The sequence below is a fragment of the Microcoleus sp. Z1_B2 genome, assembly GCF_036700325.1.
Lineage (GTDB): Bacteria > Cyanobacteriota > Cyanobacteriia > Cyanobacteriales > Microcoleaceae > Microcoleus.
The window spans coordinates 63,059-83,314 of sequence record NZ_JAUBOQ010000023.1; the positions used below are offsets into that span (position 1 = coordinate 63,059).

Annotated in this window: 22 protein-coding genes; 9 read left to right on the forward strand and 13 right to left on the reverse strand. The window is 45.2% G+C overall.

Features of this window, described 5'->3' with window-relative positions:
- Positions 1-15: 15 nt before the first annotated feature.
- From QT984_RS15410 to QT984_RS15420, 3 genes are all read right to left on the reverse strand, one after another.
- Positions 16-843: a M15 family metallopeptidase gene (locus QT984_RS15410; RefSeq protein ID WP_333055441.1), complete on the reverse strand. Its 828-nt coding sequence runs from the start codon at positions 841-843 to the stop codon at positions 16-18.
- A gap of 225 nt (positions 844-1,068) precedes the next feature.
- Positions 1,069-1,293 carry a helix-turn-helix transcriptional regulator gene (locus tag QT984_RS15415; protein WP_333055442.1) on the reverse strand — a complete coding sequence of 75 codons (225 nt, stop codon included), beginning with the start codon at positions 1,291-1,293 and terminating at the stop codon, positions 1,069-1,071.
- Positions 1,294-1,363: 70 nt separating this feature from the next.
- Positions 1,364-1,576, reverse strand: coding sequence for a helix-turn-helix transcriptional regulator (locus tag QT984_RS15420; protein ID WP_333055443.1), 213 nt, complete (start codon positions 1,574-1,576; stop codon positions 1,364-1,366).
- Between the two features lie 236 nt (positions 1,577-1,812).
- Between QT984_RS15420 and QT984_RS15425 the strand changes: the two genes are divergently transcribed.
- Positions 1,813-2,253, forward strand: coding sequence for a hypothetical protein (locus tag QT984_RS15425; protein WP_333374354.1), 441 nt, complete (start codon positions 1,813-1,815; stop codon positions 2,251-2,253).
- 82 nt (positions 2,254-2,335) lie between these two features.
- Here the strand turns inward: QT984_RS15425 and QT984_RS15430 are convergent, their stop codons facing one another.
- The 3 genes from QT984_RS15430 to QT984_RS15440 form a co-directional block, all read right to left on the reverse strand.
- Positions 2,336-2,518 (reverse strand): hypothetical protein, encoded by a 183-nt coding sequence (locus QT984_RS15430; protein ID WP_333209014.1) that lies wholly within the window; start codon positions 2,516-2,518, stop codon positions 2,336-2,338.
- A gap of 6 nt (positions 2,519-2,524) precedes the next feature.
- The gene (locus QT984_RS15435; protein ID WP_333209012.1) at positions 2,525-2,707 is read right to left on the reverse strand and encodes a hypothetical protein; all 183 of its coding nucleotides are present in this window, start codon (positions 2,705-2,707) and stop codon (positions 2,525-2,527) included.
- Between the two features lie 61 nt (positions 2,708-2,768).
- A complete protein-coding gene (locus tag QT984_RS15440; RefSeq protein ID WP_333209010.1) occupies positions 2,769-4,850 on the reverse strand; it encodes a hypothetical protein in 2,082 nt (693 codons plus the stop codon).
- 264 nt (positions 4,851-5,114) lie between these two features.
- Between QT984_RS15440 and typA the strand changes: the two genes are divergently transcribed.
- Complete coding sequence (gene typA, locus QT984_RS15445) at positions 5,115-6,905, forward strand: translational GTPase TypA (protein WP_333374357.1); 1,791 nt, start codon at positions 5,115-5,117, stop codon at positions 6,903-6,905.
- A gap of 73 nt (positions 6,906-6,978) precedes the next feature.
- Positions 6,979-7,206, forward strand: coding sequence for a hypothetical protein (locus QT984_RS15450; RefSeq protein ID WP_333055450.1), 228 nt, complete (start codon positions 6,979-6,981; stop codon positions 7,204-7,206).
- A 52-nt stretch (positions 7,207-7,258) separates the two neighbouring features.
- Here the strand turns inward: QT984_RS15450 and QT984_RS15455 are convergent, their stop codons facing one another.
- Positions 7,259-7,384 (reverse strand): hypothetical protein, encoded by a 126-nt coding sequence (locus tag QT984_RS15455; protein ID WP_333055451.1) that lies wholly within the window; start codon positions 7,382-7,384, stop codon positions 7,259-7,261.
- An 858-nt stretch (positions 7,385-8,242) separates the two neighbouring features.
- On the opposite strand from QT984_RS15455, the gene QT984_RS15460 reads away from it, so the two are divergent.
- Positions 8,243-8,527 carry a hypothetical protein gene (locus tag QT984_RS15460; protein WP_333055452.1) on the forward strand — a complete coding sequence of 95 codons (285 nt, stop codon included), beginning with the start codon at positions 8,243-8,245 and terminating at the stop codon, positions 8,525-8,527.
- A gap of 167 nt (positions 8,528-8,694) precedes the next feature.
- Positions 8,695-9,888: a JmjC domain-containing protein gene (locus tag QT984_RS15465; protein ID WP_333055453.1), complete on the forward strand. Its 1,194-nt coding sequence runs from the start codon at positions 8,695-8,697 to the stop codon at positions 9,886-9,888.
- Here the strand turns inward: QT984_RS15465 and QT984_RS15470 are convergent.
- The 4 genes from QT984_RS15470 to QT984_RS15485 all read right to left on the reverse strand — a co-directional run bounded on the left by QT984_RS15470 (position 9,843) and on the right by QT984_RS15485 (position 13,144).
- Positions 9,843-10,691 (reverse strand): hypothetical protein, encoded by an 849-nt coding sequence (locus tag QT984_RS15470; protein ID WP_333055454.1) that lies wholly within the window; start codon positions 10,689-10,691, stop codon positions 9,843-9,845. The genes QT984_RS15465 and QT984_RS15470 overlap by 46 nt on opposite strands.
- 90 nt (positions 10,692-10,781) lie before the next feature.
- Positions 10,782-11,840, reverse strand: coding sequence for a M10 family metallopeptidase C-terminal domain-containing protein (locus QT984_RS15475; RefSeq protein WP_333055455.1), 1,059 nt, complete (start codon positions 11,838-11,840; stop codon positions 10,782-10,784).
- A 253-nt stretch (positions 11,841-12,093) separates the two neighbouring features.
- Positions 12,094-12,516, reverse strand: coding sequence for a hypothetical protein (locus QT984_RS15480; protein WP_333055456.1), 423 nt, complete (start codon positions 12,514-12,516; stop codon positions 12,094-12,096).
- 376 nt (positions 12,517-12,892) lie between these two features.
- Positions 12,893-13,144 (reverse strand): hypothetical protein, encoded by a 252-nt coding sequence (locus QT984_RS15485; protein WP_333055457.1) that lies wholly within the window; start codon positions 13,142-13,144, stop codon positions 12,893-12,895.
- 267 nt (positions 13,145-13,411) lie between these two features.
- On the opposite strand from QT984_RS15485, the gene QT984_RS15490 reads away from it, so the two are divergent.
- The 3 genes from QT984_RS15490 to QT984_RS15500 all read left to right on the forward strand — a co-directional run bounded on the left by QT984_RS15490 (position 13,412) and on the right by QT984_RS15500 (position 16,172).
- Positions 13,412-14,284: a ParA family protein gene (locus QT984_RS15490; RefSeq protein ID WP_333029965.1), complete on the forward strand. Its 873-nt coding sequence runs from the start codon at positions 13,412-13,414 to the stop codon at positions 14,282-14,284.
- Positions 14,281-14,727, forward strand: coding sequence for a hypothetical protein (locus QT984_RS15495; RefSeq protein WP_333374359.1), 447 nt, complete (start codon positions 14,281-14,283; stop codon positions 14,725-14,727). The genes QT984_RS15490 and QT984_RS15495 overlap by 4 nt, the downstream gene beginning before the upstream one ends.
- Before the next feature lie 68 nt (positions 14,728-14,795).
- Positions 14,796-16,172 (forward strand): DPP IV N-terminal domain-containing protein, encoded by a 1,377-nt coding sequence (locus QT984_RS15500; protein WP_333209000.1) that lies wholly within the window; start codon positions 14,796-14,798, stop codon positions 16,170-16,172.
- Positions 16,173-16,313: 141 nt separating this feature from the next.
- Here QT984_RS15500 and hpsL read toward each other — a convergent pair whose 3' ends face one another.
- Positions 16,314-17,978: a hormogonium polysaccharide biosynthesis protein HpsL gene (gene hpsL / locus QT984_RS15505; RefSeq protein ID WP_333055460.1), complete on the reverse strand. Its 1,665-nt coding sequence runs from the start codon at positions 17,976-17,978 to the stop codon at positions 16,314-16,316.
- A 412-nt stretch (positions 17,979-18,390) separates the two neighbouring features.
- On the opposite strand from hpsL, the gene QT984_RS15510 reads away from it, so the two are divergent.
- Positions 18,391-19,092 carry an alpha/beta hydrolase gene (locus QT984_RS15510; protein ID WP_333055461.1) on the forward strand — a complete coding sequence of 234 codons (702 nt, stop codon included), beginning with the start codon at positions 18,391-18,393 and terminating at the stop codon, positions 19,090-19,092.
- Between the two features lie 236 nt (positions 19,093-19,328).
- On the opposite strand, the gene QT984_RS15515 is transcribed toward QT984_RS15510, so the two are convergent.
- Positions 19,329-20,225 (reverse strand): CoA-binding protein, encoded by an 897-nt coding sequence (locus QT984_RS15515; RefSeq protein ID WP_333055462.1) that lies wholly within the window; start codon positions 20,223-20,225, stop codon positions 19,329-19,331.
- Positions 20,226-20,256: the final 31 nt, after the last annotated feature.

Here is a 20,256-nt window from a genome sequence, read left to right on the forward strand (position 1 = left end):
TCTTCCTTCTTCCTTCTACTTTTTCATCGAATGAGCTTTGTAGAAAGTTTCGAGGCTTTGCTTGTCGCCCACAAACCGCCAGTGCCAAGGCTCGTAACTGACGCCTTGGCGATTGTTTCTGGGGAAGGACATTTCAAAGCTGAAGGCGACGGCGTTGGCTTCTAACCACTTGAATGCTTCGGTATTTTCAAAACTGGGGCTGAGGTTGTGTTCCGGGGCGCTGCCGTCGCCGATGTCGATCGCATAACCGGTGTGGTGTTCGCTGTAACCTGGAGGGGCGCTGACTTCGGCTCGCTTGCTGGCGTTTTGCCTGCGTTCGGCTTTCACATCAAAAAATACGTGCTGTTGGTCTTGCAGCGAGCGAAAGCCGGATATGGGAGCGAAATAGATGCCTGATGCTGCGGCGGCGTTGACCATTTCCTGATATTTTGCTGCTGCTGAGGTGCGGAGTTTGACGCTACCGTCGGAGGTGACGCTTACCAAGTCTTTGGCTGGTGCTTCTGGGTACGGCAAGTGTCCCAGCAGGTTTTCTGGGAGTGCGGGGACTTTTGGGGTGGTAGCTGGACTCGGGACAGACGGAGACGCGGAACTGGTGGGCGCTGAGTCTTGTTGAGTTTGCTCTGCCTGACTGGTGGCTGGGAACAAGTTAAAGTTGAGGTGCAGCCAGATGCTGACCCCAAAGGCTAAGGCGGCCAACCCTAGCAGTTTCCAAATCAGCCCTTTTTTCTTAGACTGACTCTGCCCTGCTTCTGGGTATGGGTGATCTCGCACTGCTTCTGGAATTTCGTCGGCGACAAGCTCCGAGGCTTGCGGGGGTTTTCTTGACAGACTAGCGTTATCCAAGCCAGCTCCACTCCTGCACTTCAATAAGGCTCAACGTTACAAATTGTAGATCGATATGGGCGATCGAACAGCTACAATTGCCGCTGAGAATATATCATCTCTTTCACACTTCGCCCCGTCCCATCCGCCAACTCTCGCATCTGTTGCTTGGGCCCACAGTCGATCGTCCCTGCGATGTCGAACTGGTTGGCGTTGGTGGCGCTGGTTTATTTTAAGTGTAATTTGTTACTGTTGTTCGACAAAATCCAACAATTCTTCGATCGACACATCAAACGTCCGCGCCAATTTTAGCAGAGCACCGATGTCAGCCATTGCCATACCGGGCGATCGGGCATAACTTTTAACAGTATTGTAGGATACTCCAGAGCGATCGGCTACTTCCTTCAGCGTCCAGCCTTCCCTAGCAGCAAACTCTCTGATCCGCAATTTAACCAATTCGCCTCTTGACATTAGGGTGAAATTTCACCTATAGTATATATGAGATTGAAAGCGCCGACCACCGCAACCGCACTCCCGGGGCCTAATCTTCCACAACATCAAACAAATCTTCAATCAACAGGTCAAAAGTTCGAGCTAATTTTTGCAAATGAGTAACGTCAACCGTTGCTAACCCGGGCGAACGAGCATAATTCTTAAGCGTGCTGTAGTGAACTCCCGATCGCTCAGAAACCTCTGTCAAAGTCCAACCCTTCTCGGCAGCCAGCTCTCGAATCCGCAACTTAATCAATCCCATTCTTGACAACAGGCCAGTATTGGTCTTAAAATATTTACATCATAAATAGCGATCGCCCCCCGGCCTCGAAAACTGAAGAGCGAACAGCTATTTATTCAAATGACCGACAATTTGGCATTCACCAACAAAAAGTAGGATTCACCAACAAAAAGTCGGATTCACCCAAAATCAAGTCGGATTCACCCCAAACAAGTCGCAGTCACCCCAAACAAGTCGGAGTCACCGAGTCACCAACCATGATACCAAAACAAAACTCAGAAGCCAAGCAAATAAATCCACTTGCTCGCTTTGTAACCAAAGAAGCAGTGGCCAAAGTCTTGAAAGTCAAGCCCGAACAGATTCGGGACATTCGCTGCTGGGCTTACGTCATCCACGTTGTGGGAGTTGGGATTAGTCGGTTTGTCAGCTACGGAGATATGCCGCCAATTTTAGGAGTCGAACCGCCGACGCTGCAAGATTGCATTCGGTGGCGGAAACGCTGGAGAAGCAGCCAACACCGAGCACCGATATTTTGGGTAGATTTTTATGAGGGGAAATTTCGCCAGTCTCGTAGTGTGGAAGAACTCTACAACTGGGGCAAATTAGTAGGTAAGATTAAGCAAGGGTTGTTAGCATCGCAGGTAAAGTGGCTGCGGAATATTTATTGTGTAGCGAAAGAGTGTTTAGCGGCTTTTTGAGAAGGGGCGATCGCATTATCCTCTCCCATAGCGCGTTAATGTGCGTTCATCTCCGGTTAATAAAAAGAGCGAGCTCCCAAAATCAAACCTTACTAACCTCAGCTAATTCTGCAACATCACTAACCGAACCTTCGTCTTCCCCTTTCTCCCCTTCATCAACCGCAACTGTTAACTTCAATCCCAAAACCTTCAGCCAATTAGCCAAAGCATAAATTGTCACGCTTCCATGATGCGACAGCAAAACAGCTAATTTTTCCAGATGCAATGAGGCCTACTCATCTGACATAATTGGTTCCCCAAGAGCCTCAAATACATCTCGAAGTGCTTTGAGCATGATTCCTAATTCCAAATCTCCTGATTCTTCCTCAAATATCTCTGTGAGGTAGCCAGCAGAAAAATTGGGGTCTTTGAGAGTTTTAATTTTAAACGGATGGTAAGGGACACTTTTAGGCATTTTATCGACCCCTGTATTCTAATGACTACAAGTCTTGACGGAGTTAAGGAAATTGAATCTACTAATATCCATGAGTATCCAAATATTGTTCAAAAGTCTCGTCGGTTTCGTCTGGATCGTAGCCGAAAACATCCTGCATTACCGCTCTATAATACTCTAATCCCTCGCCATCGGAATCGTGCACATCTACGTCCCTACAGCTTTCCACATCTAATGCCCTTTGCGATCTAGAGGGCTTCACGGCGCGAACCTTTCCCTTTGACAATTGCTCCAAACTTTTACCTACAGAGAGCCGCCAAGGATTCATTTCATTAGCTTGCCTCAGACACTCGATCGCATCTGCTGTTCTGTTCAACTTCGCCACAGCAAATGCTTCTCCAATTAGAAATATATCTTTTTCTTTTTCCTGTTTTAGTTCCTGAAATACTTGATTTGCCCGGTCGAATTTACCCGCGCCCAAAAAAGAGCAACCCATTAAAAACTTAGAAGTTTTTTGATCTACATTTCCTTTGTCATTTAGCGCTGCTTGTAATTCTTTTTCTGCTTGCTCCGATCTACCTAACAATATTAGTCCCAGAGATAAAGTATGAATTACATAGGAGTCTAATTTACGCTCTCGGTACTTTTCAATGATTTGAATAGCCTTTGCATACTCTTCTTTGGTGATGTAAAGTCTTGCCAGCCGTTCAGCGATATAATCTTTTTTTTGCCTTTGCTTTTCCTGAGAACGAGGCAAGTTGAGCGACTGAACTAAATACTTTTCCGCTTGGTCGCGATAATCAATAGCTTCGGGTTTGTCTGACTGACCGTAACCGCTCAAAATCCAGTATTGAACAAATGCCGTTTTGCCGAGAGAATACAACTTCTCAACACCCTCACAAACACCATTTATTGCAGTTGTGGCAGATTCACCCTCCGGCCTGTCACATTCCCAACATTTATAAAAATATCGCCACGCATTGTTAGCATTTTCTAAATCTTTGGGAACGTAAGTAATACAATCTTCCTCACGAATATTGTGACGCAATCTCAATGCAAAAACTGCTTTGTCCCACTCATTGACAATCATTTGATAGTAGGCAGAGCCGAGGCTGTATAGCGACTTGATATATTCTTTGCGACAACGGCTGCGCTCTCGGTTTTGCTGTGGATTGGTAGGATCTAGTGATTCCCAAATTTGGAGAGCTTTCTCGAAAGATTCAATTCCTTCTAGACGTTTTTGTTTTGCAAGTTCTAAATTTCGCTCTTTCCAATAGGTGTTAGGTAGGACTTCTGCAAGTAAATATCCCTTTCGGTAGTGGTCTTTGATGCGATTAGGAGCTAGGGAAATTGCCATATCGTAATATTTAATTGCTCGCTCTGCCTCTTGTCGAAGTTTTCCATCACGCCTATTTCTAGGTGTTTTTAGTTCCATCGCATTCTGATAGTGTAAATATGCTAAATTTGCTAAATAAGTAGGATTGTTCGGCAGTAATTCGACACACCGCAGGCGCAGCATTTCCGCTTCACTGCGATACTTACTCTTGCGATTTAAAAATTCAGTCTTTTCTGGCTCTTTTCGAGGAATATCTTCTACCGAAACCTCGGCTAACTTCCCACAGGCAAATCCGACTTCGCTCAAGATTTCGGCATCTGTCCATAGGGGGTGCTGGCTGAGACGATCCAGGGGGGAAAACTTGTTATATATACCGCCCCAATCACTGCGATTTTTCAACAAGTTAATTTCATTTGTTAGAGTTGAATCCCCAGAATTAGGTGGTTTCATTACAGCTCTCATTTGGTCGTTATCCAGCACACAGCAGAAAGGTAAATAAGCACCTTGTTCGAGCGCTCCTGCCCCGATCATTTGCCCCCGAAGACGTTTGTAAAAATCCCCCGACGTAATATTTAAATCAGCTACAACAGAAAACCGAATGATTACTTGCGTGTCTGTTCGATAAAACGAACTTACTCTGAGTTGTTTAGCTTTCCGAATATTCTCCTCTTTTTTCCAATAAATACCTATTACATCTTCAATAGAGTCAAGAGTGATAGCTGGGAAATTAGGGAACAACGCTACTATTTCATCTAAATATCTGCCTTGATAGGTGATTTGCCCTTGTTGAAACCGCGAATCGTCTGCTCTGGTTATAATTGTTACCACTTTTTAAACTCCTGGATACAAAGACCCTGCTTAGCTGAAGTTAAATGCTTTACATGTCAGCGTATAAGCTCTATAGCGCTGCTGAGCTACCGCGATCGCGATTCGCAGACACTGGTGCTTATTATAACTCAAATTATAAAAATGCGGGTCTCAGTAAGTCAGGCAAGAGGCCAATCCCGCAGATTGCCCGATCGCCCCTTGACTCCATGCGCTACAATTATTAAGAAATCTTTAGTTCGATCCGTTTAACGTTCCAGACGCATTATGAGTCTTCCCATTCGCAACGTCGCCATCATTGCTCACGTCGATCACGGCAAAACCACCCTTGTGGACGCTCTCCTCAGACAGTCCGGGATCTTCCGCGAAGGGGAAGAAATCCCAGATTGCGTCATGGACTCCAACGACATCGAGCGCGAACGCGGCATTACCATCCTTTCCAAAAACACCGCCGTCAGGTACGGAGAAACCCTGATCAACATCGTCGATACCCCCGGACACGCGGACTTCGGCGGAGAAGTCGAACGAGTTCTCGGCATGGTTGACGGCTGTTTGCTGATCGTAGACGCCAACGAAGGCCCGATGCCCCAAACGCGGTTCGTGCTCAAAAAAGCCCTAGAAAAAGGACTGCGCCCGATCGTCTTTGTGAATAAGATCGATCGCGATCGAGCCGACCCCCACAAAGCCGTCGATAAAGTTTTGGATCTGTTCCTTGAACTAGGTGCTGACGACGATCAGTGCGAATTTCCCTATCTCTTCGGTTCCGGCTTAACCGGTTACGCCAAAAAACACCTCGAAGACGAAGGGGTAGATATGAAGCCCCTCTTTGAAGAAATCCTCGACCACGTACCACCCCCCGTAGGCGACCCCAACAAGCCACTACAACTGCAAGTAACCACATTAGATTACTCAGAATACGTCGGTCGTATCGTCATCGGCCGCATCCACAACGGCACGATTAGAATCGGTCAACAAGCAGTCTTAATCACAGAAAGCGGCGCGCTTGTCAAATCAAAAATTACCAAATTGATGGGCTTTGAAGGCCTGAAGCGGATTGATATCCCAGAATCTTCTGCTGGTAATCTTGTCGCCGTTGCCGGTTTTGCTGATGCCTATATTGGCGAAACAATTACCTGTCCGAACGACCCGCAAGCGCTGCCTTTAATCAAGGTAGACGAACCAACTTTGCAGATGACTTTCTCCGTGAACGATTCGCCGTTCTGCGGTCAAGAAGGAAGTTTTGTGACATCTCGGCAAATTCGCGATCGGCTAATGCGAGAACTCCAAACTAACGTCGCCTTGCGCGTCGAAGAAACCGACTCTCCCGACAAATTCCTCGTATCCGGCCGTGGCGAACTCCACCTCGGAATCCTGATCGAAAATATGCGTCGCGAAGGATACGAATTTCAAGTATCCCAGCCCCAAGTAATCTTCCGCGAAGTCGGCGGTCGTCCCTGCGAACCCTTTGAATGTTTGGTGTTAGACGTACCCGAAGAAGCAGTCGGCGGCTGCATCGAACGCCTTGGTCAGCGGAAAGCTGAAATGCAAGATATGCACGTCAGCAGCACCGGTCGCACCCAAATCGAATTTTCGGTCCCCGCTCGCGGTTTGATTGGATTCCGAGGCGAGTTTATGCGCTTGACTCGCGGCGCTGGAATTATGAACCACAGCTTCCTCGACTATCGCCCCCTCGGTGGAGAAATTGTCGCCCGTCGCAACGGAGTATTGATTTCCTTTGAAGAAGGAGTTGCAACTACTTATTCACTGAAAAATGCTGAAGACCGCGGCGTGTTTTTCATTACCCCCGGAACCAAGGTTTACAGAGGGATGATTATCGGAGAAAACAACCGAGATGATGACATGGAGCTGAATATCTGTAAGTCGAAGCAGTTGACAAACCACCGCGCATCTGGCGGTGAAGAATTGGCGCAATTGCAAGCACCAGTCGATATGAGTTTGGAGCGCGCTTTGGAGTACATCGGTCAGGATGAATTGGTGGAAGTAACGCCACAATCAATTCGCTTGCGGAAGGTTTCTAAGAAGTTGGTCAAACGGTAAAACCATTCTAGGGTGGGGTGTAAATCCCCATCCTAAAAATCTCACTCTCAACTGTTAACTGTTTTTAAGGTCTATGGCAATAATTACGATTCAAGTTGATGACAATATTAAGACAGCGTTTGAAGAAGCCAGTCTTAAGACTCAGCAAGAGTTAAGTTCGATTATTCAATTGTTTTTTAGACAAAATTTACACAACAAAACTTTAACCCAGGTTATGGCAGAAATTTCTGACAGAGCCGCGCAGCGAGGCTTAACACCAGAAATTTTACAAGAGCTTTTAGCAGATAATAATGACGAGTAGATTTGTACTAGACACGAATGTTTTAATCAGTGCTTTACTATATTTTGAATAATTATGTTTCTATAAATTTTTCTGCATTCTCAACTTCTTCGATAGCTTCATGAATTCTTTGAAATAAGTCTGCATCAAGAATCTTAAGCAAATCCTTTTCAAAACTATTTTTAAATTCAAGATTCATGCTTGTTGTTTGAGAATTTGGAAGATTCGATAGCGACTGACTGTTTCAGTATTTTCGCCTTCTTGGATAGCATTTTCCATCCCTATATCTTCTAGGGCTTCTGTAAGAACAGTTAATTTACTGTTTAATACTTCTTTTTCCAGCTATTGACATAACTGCAATTTTTCTGGATAAGGCAGTTGTTTGACTAGGGCTAAGATTTGTTCAAAGTTTAGGGAAAGTTGATAGTTAGCTAGAGTCATTGTTCGTTATGTTGAGGGCTTGTCTATATTTTATCTCAAATCGCGGGTGGCCAGAAACCGGGTTTTTCCCTTGAATACTTCGCCGCACCTCGTAGAAACTCCCAAAAACCCGGTTTCTTTGCTTCTCGCGGGGGGCCCAGAAACCGGGTTTTTTCGAGCATACTCGCCGCACCTCGTAGAATCTGCGAAAAACCCGGTTTCTTAGATTTGCGGGGTGGCCAGAAACCGGGTTTTTCCCTTGAATATTTCGCCGCACCTCGTAAAATCTGCGAAAAACCCCGTTTCTTTGCTTCTCGCGCAATCAGAAACCGGGGTTTTCCCTTGAATACTCGTCACACCTCGTAAAATCTGCGAAAAACCCCGTTTCTTTGCTTGTCGTGGGGTAGCCAGAAACCGGGTTTTTCCCTTCATTGACCAATAATTTCAAAGGTGGTACTCGCCACGTGATTTATCCGTGGAATCAATCCAAAATCCAAAATCTAAAATCCTCAAGAAAGAGCATTTATCTCGCGCAAGTAAATCTAAAATCTAAAATCTAAAATCTAAAATCGATTGACTTTTTCTAAAAATTGTCATATACTACCGTAAAATATGCCTTTTAAATCCTTACCAGGTTATGTCATACCTCAAATCTTCCAATTTACTCTTGGCTTGTCTTTTAAGTACCAAAGCTAGCTTGTTCTTAATCGCTCCAGTTCAAGGAGCTTTGAGTGCTTATTCACAAGATAATACCGCAAATTCTCGCATAGAAATAGAAGTTGTTAACCTCGCAACCAACGACTCAGACTCCTCAGATTACTTAATGTTAGTTGCTGATGCAGGTTACGATCGAGGTCAGGATTACGATCGAGGTCAGGATTACGATCGAGGTCGTCAAGGCCGTCAAGCCCGGCAGGCATAAAATCTGCCATCAAATACAGGACAAAACTTTTTTTATATGGGATATTCTTCTGGAAGCATCCCATATTTTTCAAAGCATGAATTCTGCGGTCAAATGTTCTCAGTTCGATGAATTGACCTACCTGGAAACAACTCACAAATTATTATTTGCACGGCGGGATATAATTTATGAAACTTTTACAAGTTCTGCTGCATCCCCATTCCGTAGATAAATTTTTTCAAGAATTTTGGACAAAGCAAGCTGTATTTATCCCAGGTAACAATTCGGCTAAATTCCAGCATTTATTTGATTGGAAAAAGCTGAATAATTTGTTGAACTACCAGGAAATTAATTATCCCGATTTGCGGTTTTCCCTGGATGGAGAATCTCTACCATCAGCCAAAGCGGAGCGATGGCTGGAAATGCTTCAGCAAGGAGCAACCTTAATTATTAATAGCGTACACAGTCGGGTTCCAGAATTAGGGGAATTTGCCGCCCATATCCGTCAAGAAATAGGTTATCGAAGTCAGATTAATCTTTATTGTTCGCCCCGTTCCCAAAAGGGATTTAATTGTCATTACGATACCCATGAAGTGCTGGTTTTGCAAATAGAGGGCGAGAAAGAATGGTGGATTTTTCCAGAGACGATCGCCTCTCCTGTTTCTGCAATGCGATCGGCACAACAAATTCCTCCCGATGAACCCCCTTATCTCCAATGTACCCTCAAACCGGGAGATGTTTTATATATTCCTAGGGGACATTGGCATTATGCGATCGCCCGTACTAATCCGTCAAGTGATGAATCTTCTCCTTCCCTGCATTTAAGTTTAGGAATTGATTGTCAAACCGGGTTAGATTGGTTGAATTGGCTGGGAGAAGAATTGCGGCAAAATTCAGAATGGCGGTCAAGTTTACCGCCGATCCGTCAAGGGGATGTTGCAGCAGTTCAACCTGATTTAGAAAAGTTGCGCGATCGCCTGATTTCCTGGCTGCAATCCCCGGAGTCGATCGATCGCTATCTCGATTATTTAGACTACAGCGATCGCCCACCGCTGCCATTTTCTTTTCCCTATCAACTGGGCAGCAATATTTTCGATCGAGGACTGGAAACCCGGTTTATTTGTTCCAACTTACATCCGGTTCAAATTTTACCCAGGGGGGAAAACGAAACTAAAATTACCATCGCCTCCAAACAAGCGAATATCAAAGGAATTCCTGCGGATTTAACAGCCAAACTATTTCAGCCAGAAGGATTTAGCCTGCTAGATTTAGCAGACTTGTGTCCCTCCCTGGATGTAGAAACAGAAGTCATTCCGCTTTTAACTCGGTTAGTGACTCAGGGGATTTTACTGGTAGAAGCTTCGGCCTCTATTGAAGAGTAAAATTCCTGGCGAACTTGAGAAACTAACCAACCGCCAAATTCCCGGAAAAATACGATTAAACCCGGGCGATTTTGACTAGGTTCTAGGGCTAATTCTACAGTCTTTTTCATCGCACTCTGTTGCTGGGGAAAATAAGCAGAAAACCTTTCGTAGCAATAATATAAATCTACGGTATAGCTTTGGTCTTGTTCCATAACCAACTCAAACCCCGTTCGGATCGCGCGCCTCGCAATCCAGGCACATTGTTTTTTTACTTGAGCCGAAAAATTCAACCGATCGGGGGATAACTTTTGTAAAATATCCAGAGTTTTGGCTAAATCTGCTTCCCAAGTAACAGCATAGTCGATCGGGGAATTTCCCGGCTTAAATTTGGGAAAGTTGAATTTGATATCTCCGGCTATTTTCAAGCTGGCTGTCTGGATAACTGTTTGCCAAATCGAATCAGGTTGCTGGATATTTGACAAATCTAATAGCTGAATTTCTACTTTTTTACAAAATAGGTAACGCTGATTGAGTCGATGGCCAATCTTCCGAGACAAAGTAATATCTTTGTCGGTGATTTCGCCGGACAAAATAGCAAAACTGTCTAAATCGGAAACCAGCCGAATTGCCAAACCGCGAGGTACAGAACCGCGCAAATAAAGCCCCTGCAAGCGATTTGACCAAACTTTCAGACAAGCTTGTTTCAGTTCTTCTACTAAAGCTTTCCAAGGCGGCAGTATTTTATCGGCATGGCAATCATTGATGATAAATCCTGCGGCATCCGTCGCGAAGAGTTGACCCCAAGGCAAAATTTCAGTCATCTATTATCCACAATTCATTTATTACAAGATCGGGGTCAGAAGCAGAAACTCGGTTTTTTTGTTCTCTGACCCGTTGACTTATTTTAGGATTTAGGCAAAAAAATCATTGGCACTAAGCATCCCAGGAGTGACGTTATCAACAATTCCCAAAATTAGATTGACTCGATTCGATCGAATCACAGTACCTCCGTCAATTATTTCTAAACTGAGGTCAGCAAAAGTTAACCCCGGACTAAGTTGAATGCGGTCAATACCTGTTTCAAAATCAACAATGCGATCGGCAATATCTAAATTAGCGGCAGCACTTGCGGATGACAAGACAAAGATATCATTCCCGGCTCCTCCCGTGAGAAAATCTTGTCCCATATCCCCTCTGAGGATATCGTTTCCTCCTCCTCCATCCAAAGTATCTGAGCCTTTTCCTCCGAAAATGGTATCGTTTCCTAGATTGCCAAATAGCCGATCTTGGCCGCGCTTTCCCGTGAGGATATCATTACTTTCTCCACCGAATAAGTTATCGTTACCCTCGCTGCCAATGATATTGTTCGCAGAATTCGGAGGCAAGTTTTGTACGGGTGGTGGCGAGTCGGTACGGGTAATGCTAATAGCATCAAAATCTTCTAGATCGTCGCGATCGCCAACGACAGTTACTCGATCGCCGATATTTAAATTCACCTGGTTTCCGTTCCTCGGTGCGACCAAAATTTCGCCGGTATTATCTCGGAGTAAAAATTCATCTTCACGGAAACCCGATACAGTGCCAGCAATTGTCACGATGACATCTTCTCTAACTGGCAATCCTCCAATATTTTGCAGGGAATTGTTGTTCAAATTAGCTGATATCGGAGGAGTATTTGATGCTGGCGGTTGATTGTTCGCAGAATTCGGCGGCAAGTTTTGTACGGGTGGTGGCGAGTCGGTACGGGTAATGCTAATAGCATCAAAATCTTCTAGATCGTCGCGATCGCCAACGACAGTTACTCGATCGCCGATATTTAAATTCACCTGGTTTCCGTTCCTCGGTGCGACCAAAATTTCGCCGGTATTATCTCGGAGTAAAAATTCATCTTCACGGAAACCCGATACAGTGCCAGCAATTGTCACGATAACATCTTCTCTGACTGGCAATCCTCCAATATTTGTCACCATGCTCTCGATACCTCTTATTGTTGTCTTGTTTTTTATTATAAAACTATTTCTCTAAACTTATGCAACACTTTTCGATCCCCTAACCATCCATTGCAAAGGGAAAAGACGAGAATACTGTTGCATTTTTTTTTAAATTGGTATAATCTAAGATAGGGAACAATTGCGATAAAAAAATTACTCGGGCACAAACTCGGGTAGAAATTGCCGGCGATCGAGGCAGCGATCGAAAATTTTCTATTGTTTTAAGCGAAAGCTATTCATCCCCGTTAGAAGTGGTATGGTGCGTCGCTAAAAAAATTTTGAATCCTCCCACTGTTGCGCGCGGTAGCGCCCCCGCCCGATGAAGCGGAAGCGGTGTTGCGCGCCCTCCATCAGGAACTGCTTTACGTGCACCGTCGCTTTTGGGAAATCCTCGCTTGCCGCCTGCGCGATCGAAATCGAGGTGGGCGATCGCGATGTGGCGCACGTTTCGGGGGGGAAATCCGAGTTGTTGGATTCGATCGACTGCGGTGTATTTGCGATCGAACTGAATGCGATTTAAATTAATAAAAAACGGAATCAGACGCGAATAAGGCGACTCGATATTTCGGATTCCGAAGCCGATATCCGCGAGAACAAGTCCTCGATTTTTTCGACTAGCAAACAGTGGCAAACGAGGTGCGCCGTCAGACTCCATCTGAAGCCATCAAACAGCGCCCCGCCAATCGGACACATACACCCGCAATTTAAATGGTGAATTTTCATAAATCTTCTGTCGCAAATTCGACTTTTGGGAGCGATCGACTTTAGACAACTCTAGGAATACTTCCGCGTAATTGCCTCTTTATAGAGAAGGATTGCTGCTGTGTGCTTGATGTTACTTTAATAAAACTTCGATCGCGCCCGATCTATCGCATATCATATACGTAGGTTGGGTTAAAGAATAAACCCTCCGCAACGCGCTTGCACAAAAAAGACTTCAAGTTGGCGTTGGACCCAACCTACATCGATCGACTATTCAGAAAAACCCGGTTGATAAGCGTAAGTCGTGTTTCAAAGTAGCGATCGAACTATCATCCATCTTCCTGCTGCTGTGTTTCGATCGAGCTTAGCAATGCCTCATCGGAACAGGAATTTTCCCAATCGCCCTGTAGCTGAAGCCGCACGGACTTTGCGCCGCCAGCCGGAGTGCAGACAACCCAATAAGCATCATCCGAGCCTTTTACTTGAGCTTTTTCGCGGTTCAGGGGCTTGTCATAAAGACCAGAATATGCCTCTTGGCAACTCCAAACAATCCCTTCTGAATCTGTAACTTCTCGCGTCATACCTTGTCTGATGATTCTGCAATTTCAGCTTACGCATTCCGATTTATTTGTGCATCTATCTCTGTAAATATTTACTTGCCGGTTATTTGACATAATTTGATGTTTATTTTATTATTAATTTCTCGATCGCACTTTTCTTTTCATCTGAATTGACACATCGGGCCTACGATCCTCTTCGAGGGCTCCGCTAGTGGCCGATCGCGCGATCGACTAACCGCCACAATATGTTTTAATTTATATTTGAGCAAAATCCAAACAAAGCCAGCCATGAGTCCTAAATCAATAGCCGTAATCAACTTCAAAGGCGGTGTCGGAAAGACTACCGTCACTTGGAGTCTGGGAAATATTATATCCCAAGGAACCGACTTAGAAGTCTTGATGTTAGACTTAGATCCGCAAATGTCGCTCACAGAGGCGATCGGACTTAACGAAAATACAGGTCATTTAGATGACAAATTTGGTAAGTGGTACGAAAAATCTCTCAAGCATAGACTTACAATTTACGACGCCCTAGAAGTCTTTAAAAAAGCCGGACAGAATTTTAAATTTCCCGTTGGTTTCGACACCATTTATCAGATTGACGAACAGTTGCATTTTGTCCCTTCAGTTGAAGAATTGTATTGGTTGGATATCGATGGATTTGAGGGGAAAAGTGTTAAAGACTTCATCCGCCGATTCATCGGCAAAATCGCCAACTCTGCCAATCTCCCCAAATACGACTTGATGCTTTTTGACTGTTCGCCTTCCTTCAGTCTCCTCACCTACAGCGTACTCTCTTGCTGCGACTTAATATTAATTCCCGTCAATCCCGATTATTTTGGTTCTAGGGGATTGAGTTTAGTTTTAAACTCGCTTCAGAAACGGATTGAGCCTTATCCGTTTCCCAAGATAGCAGTCTTTATGAATAAAGCTAAAACCTATGGAGGATTGCTGACAAATGAAGTTCAGTTTTACATGAGAGAAGTAAAGAGACTTTGCGATGAGATATCCAAAGATAATAACATAGAAGTTAGATTTTTAGAATCGACGATTCGGGAAAGCGTCGGGCTAAAACGGGCGATTAATGAGGGAGAACTGCCGCGAGAATTAGTTAGAGAATTTGAAAAACTATGGCGCGAGTGTGAGGAGTATCTGAAATGAGTAAAAAAGAAATTTTGGCTGCTTCCGAACAAGAAAGCGGGGGGTTGGTTGAGGAAATTGGCGAACTTAAGGAAATCTTGCGGGACGTTGCTCGAAAATTAACCCGGCTTGAGACTCAAGTCAAGCGGGGAGTGATTTCTGCTGGCTCAAAAACTTCGGATATTCCCAGGGGTGCTGATGTTAATAAACCTGTTAATCTATCGGCGGCTAATGTTCTAGAAGTTTATGAAGAACTGCGTTTACAAGCTAAGAATGGTAATGAAGAAGAGGTGAGGCAAAAGTTGTTGGCCATGAGTGCAACTGACTTGAACTTAATGTGTTGCGAGTTAGGGATGCCACCCAGCAGCAAGAATCCGTCCCGCAAAAAAATGTTTGAGCTAATTATTGGCAGAATTAAACAGAGTTTGAGGCTGTCGCGGCATATAGACCGACAAACACTTTGAAAATTAGCAGAGGAATCGATAAAATGCGTTTTAACTTGCATTTCCCTCTGCGATATGGAACAGGCAAGATGCCCGTTCCACAAAAGCTTGTTCCACAAGATTTTCAGTTGAGTGTGGGGACTAGGGGTTGGGAATCTTGGCCGCCCCTGAAAAGCTTGTGGCAAATTCTGCAACTTTTCAGCTTCCATAAATTATGGCCGATAAGTGCGATCGCCCTCATCTCCCTAACAGTCTTAATCAGCTTGTTTTTGAGCCTTCACAGCCCTCCCCCAACCGCAGCCCAAAAACCAAGGATACTAGCGTTTACCGCCCTCCAGATGCGGGGCAGCGAGCCCAGAAACAGTTTATTTGCCCTCAATGCTACCAGTTCCGGTCGCCGCGAACTTACACCTAATATAGATGTTAACAGTCCCCTCGTGTGGTCGCCCAACGGCCAGCGACTGGCTTTCGTTGGCGGATACAGCGACATCTATACAGTCAATGCTGACGGTTCTCGACTAACTAAACAGTTTGCTGAGGGTGGTTGCAAAGCACCTAATTTTGAAATAGCTTGGTTTTCCAACAGCCAGAAATTTATTTTTGCCCGTTCTTGCGACGGGTTTACCTCTGATACTCCCGGCAGTCAATCACTTTATACAAGCGACACTTCTGGCATCCAAGGAACTAAATTAGTTAGGAATTTGGAAGTAGGAGGAGAGCCGCCTAAAACAGAAATTTCATCAGAATTTTACCTTTCGCCGGACGGTCAGCAAGTAGCATTTGTCAAGGATAAAAATATCTACAAAATGAATGCCGACGGTTCGGTAATGACCAAACTAACTAAAAGTCCCGGCGAATATATATCCGGCGGCAGTCAACTTTTTTGGTCGCCCGATCGCACAAAAATTGCTTTCCTGTTCGGCGCTTATCCGAAACAGCAAATTTACACAATTAATGCCGATGGAACCAACCTCAAAAATTTGACAAACAACCCGCAACATCAGGTTTACAACGTCAAATTATTTTGGTCGCCAGACAGCAGCCGAATTGCTTACTATTACAATAAACTCGGCGATTTATCAGGCGAACAGCAAGATATTTACCTGATCGACATTAACCGGGGGACAGCCAAGAACCTCACCCAAAAACCCAGAAACTACGACGAAATTTCGTGGTCGCCGGATGGCAAATTTATTGCTTTCGTCGCCGGAGAGTTCAACAATCAAAAACTCTACACAATCAATGCTGACGGCAACCAGCTAAATCAACTAGCCACCAGGCTAAAACCGTCAAAAATTTCAGAATTAGCTTGGTATTCTGACAGCAATCAAATTGCTTTTATATATAATGAAACCGAAGGCGAAAAAAGCCACTTGTATGTAATTAACCTGGACGGTTCAGGATTGAATAAATTGACAAATGACAAAGATTTGTATCCTAGCAATCCGGTTTGGCAACCGCAGTAAACTTAAGAGCAACAATATGCTGTAGGGGTGAGTTTTAGCACAGATAAACCCAGCAGGGCGGGCTATATTGGCATTCCCCCGCAGCGAAAGCGGGTTACTTAACAAGAAAAAATCCACCAAACTCAACACTCAGAATAATTCTCAAATTGGGGAAGATGAAAGAATTTTTTTCTCCTTTAATGGCTGGTGAACTTGCAATTCATTTGACTCAACTTCCTGCTGTTTTTCATCCTGTACCTGTTTATCAATTTTGGGCAACTTTAAAATCGCTCCAGCTAAAACCCAATAATACACCGACACTGGATCTACATCCAGCGGATAGTATTGAGTATTGATCGTAATAAAGGCAACAAACACCCAAAAACTAGCTCCGTAACTCCGCAAACTTTTGTCCTTGACAGATCGGTAAGCTCTAAAAGTTAGAAAAGCTAAGTGTAAAAGCATCATCTGAAAACTAATCATTCCCGGATAACCTAGTTCGTATATCAACTTAGGTTGAAAAGTTTCAATTAGCTGCGTTGCACCAAATATTCGCGTTGAATTAGTTGCTCGTCCCACACCTCTGCCCAGAGGTCTATCAATGATAAAATTGTTGCTCTGCTCGAACTGATTAAAGAGAAACTGTTGGGGCGGTGCAGCATTCCAGCGACTAACAAAACTATCCCACCGCTGCTCGATAATTCCCGGGTTAATAGCTGCACCGACAAATAGCAGAATCGCCAGTCCTGCACCAATGGGAATAAATCGTTTTAAATTAACTAATTGACCGGTGAGAACTAGCAGGATTGCTGTAGCAACTGGAACCATAACTAAAGCAGCTCTTTGACCGGAAATAACTGCATTGGCAAATACTAATGCCATGCCAAATAAACCGATAACGCGCCACCAGAATGAAGGATCGCAAAAGGCAGAGGCAAAGGTTAAAAAAGCATTAGAAATTAAAAACCACGCCCACTGCCAAGGCGCGACAAAAGTTCCCGGCAAGCGGACAAACTTGACTTCTGGACTGAACACTAAAGAACCGCCGACAAAACATCTAGCTTCCAGCGTTGCTTTATATAATTCTGCTCCGATCATGCCTCTGGTTCCCGCACACTTTCCACTTTGCAGCAACAGGTACTGAATCAAACCGAGAAGGCAGCAAACGATCGCCAAAACGATGTGCATTCGACTAAAAAACACCAAATCCTTCTTAGTGCGGAGCAGATAATAGGTACAAGCAATCAGCGGTATATAACCTATCAATACTTTTAAGCCGAGAATTCCTTGCAGAATTGGTTTGTCGCCGCCCCTAGGGTTGAGCTGCATCTCCCCGTTGACAAAAATTAAAGTCAGCATTGCCATCATCAACAGGATGCTGAAGGTAGAAAGCATTTGTTTGGGAATGAACAGGGGCAACTGTTTATTTTTGCAGCTTTGAATTAGGGCGATGAGAGCTGGTATGTAGAAAGCATCTTTGGCTACTTGAAATGCAGGATTGCCGCCGCCAATTGCGTAGGTAATTGTACCGCTGAAAGGCAGGTAAATTAGAAAAGTCCACAAAGCTTGACGGGGGTATTTGTAGGAAAGCAGCAAGATGGCTGCGGCTGCGCCTCCTCCAATAGCAATCTTAGGGCCGGCTACGAAAAACAGGGGAATGCTGAGAGCAAAGGTGATTAAGCAGCTTATGGCGATCGCCTGCACCACTTCATTGCGCTTTTGGGAAATTTTGCGTTTTTGTGCAGTTACTTCTTTTTTGCTGAGCGCTGTGGTTTTTTCGCTGTGCTTGTGTTTGGATTTCTTGGATTTGCGCTTGGTTTTCAACATAATTTCTAAAAGGCACTTATGTAGAAGGCTGAAGGCACTCTGATGTAGAAGGCACTCTGATGTACAAGGTAGAAGGCAGAATGAAGAGAATCAAAAATAGGTCGGCAGATATGGTTAGGGATGAGAATTAAATAAAATCCACTTTTCATGACTGTTGTGGGATGGGCCTAAGAGCCCGTCCTTTCTGGGCGGGCTCTTAGGCCCATCCCACAAGAAAAAAGGGAAATGATTTAATTGACTATCCTTACTTATTCTTAAAGTCAAGATAAGAAAAAGTCTCGGTCGAGATTGTCGGTGTGACGCGGGCACAAATTAGACTGGCGACCTTGTAGAATATAACTGCTGCATCTATACTGTACAATGTACAAAAATGTACAAATCTCGAAAAAATAATTTTAATGTTGCGGTGAATATGAAATTAACAAAATTTGTATCGATCGGCATTGCCCTAGTTTTAGGAGCAAGCGGGAGCATATTATCTAGCAGCAGTAGAGCATTAGGGGCCGAAAAAGTAGTCCTCACATTTGGCCCGATCAGACAAGCCATCAATGTCAGCGACTTAGAAGAATTTGCTAAAAACGGCACGACGACGCCAACCCTCCAACAAATTATCCGGTTCTCCAAAATGGACGCGCAATTACTGCGGGGGTTCATGGGTTTAGAAATTGGTTTAAAGCCTGCTAATCTGGCGAGGGTAGTTTACAGCACCCCAGGAGAAAAGATCACTGACGACATCGGTCAAGCAATTCGGACTCAGCGCCGCACAGAAAGCGGGAAAGCTTTGCGGGCAGCGGTGATCCTGGCATCCGGGGATGACGGTAAGGTATCGCTGCTAGAAATCCTGAAAAAGTATCCTCTCAAGGAGGTTTACGTAGATGTTGCCAGCCTTCGCACCGCTGTTGGGAAAGTTCAGAGTATAGCTGGAACTCTGCGAAGCCTGCTTGAAGATGTGACGCGATCGACAACTCGCACAACTGAAACAAATCCCACCGAAAGGCCGATCGAACCTCGCCCCAGCGTGCAGCCAACAACTCCGCCTCCAGCGCCGCGCCGCGCCGCGCCATTGCCAGCACCCCAACCGCAGCCTGTGATGCCGGTCAGAGGGCTTTGGTAAAAAAATCATAAATGTGTCCTAAAGGCGGGTTGAAGCGGCTGTTGTGGCATTCTGCAGACACTTTTGATATCGTTTCCGGTTGCATCAGAATCATAAAATCGAGTCAACAGTCAACAGTCAACAGTCAACCATCATTCCGGTTTAACCGGAAATGATATGAGACCAAACCCGCCCCCGCCCTACCCTTATCCCAACCCCCAAGAGGGTTAGGACTTGTGTGAAAACTCCCAAAGCAATCAATTTTTCTTGAGCAATTTTTTGAGCAACTTAGGAATCTCGGAAGGTCGAGCCGCCACAGGTATGTCCGCCTCTTCAAAGGCAGCCATTTTGTTTGGGGCCGAAACTCCAAAGGCTTTCTGGGCAGCAGCCCTAGAACTGATCAGGATGCCGGCGTGGCCCAAAGACGGCCCCTTGGGAGCGTAGCGGCCGGCCAGATAAGCAACCACGGGTTTGTCGATCGCCGAAGCGATGTAAGAAGCAGCAGCTTGTTCACTCCACCCGCCAACTTCCCCCACCAAAACTATCGCTTCCGTACTGTCGTCTTCGTCCAAAATTTGCAGCCACTGCATAAAAGAAGAACCGACAATCGCGTCGCAGCCAATACAAACCGCCATCGACTGTCCCAACCGGGCCTCCGTCAGTTCTAGGGCAACTTCGTAAGTCAAAGTGCTGCTGCGGCTGATTACTCCCACCGGGCCGGGAGTGTAAAATTCCTTGGGGTGAGTTCCCAGCAGCAGTTTGTCGGGCACAATAATCCCCGGACTGTTGGGCCCGATTACCAAAGTTTCGGTGGCTTCTGCTTTTCTGACTAAGTGCACCATATCCAGAGGAGGCACTCCCCCTGTGACGATCGCGATTTGCCGAATTCCTCCGGCGATCGCTTCTAGAGCCGCATCCAGCACGGAGTAAGCGTCTACCAAAATTACCGCAGTGTCAACCTGACCCACTGCCGCCACTGCTTGTTCTACCAAATCAAAAATCGGAATTCCCTCCACTTCCTGCCCCCCCCGACCGGGACTAACACCGGCGACTACATTCGTGCCGTATGCTTTCATCATCAGGGCGGCGCGGGTGGACGCGGGAGATTCTGTAATGCCCTGTACTAGGACTTTGCTTTCAGGAGTTAAATTCATCTTTCTTCCCCCTTGGAGACTCCCGCTGTAC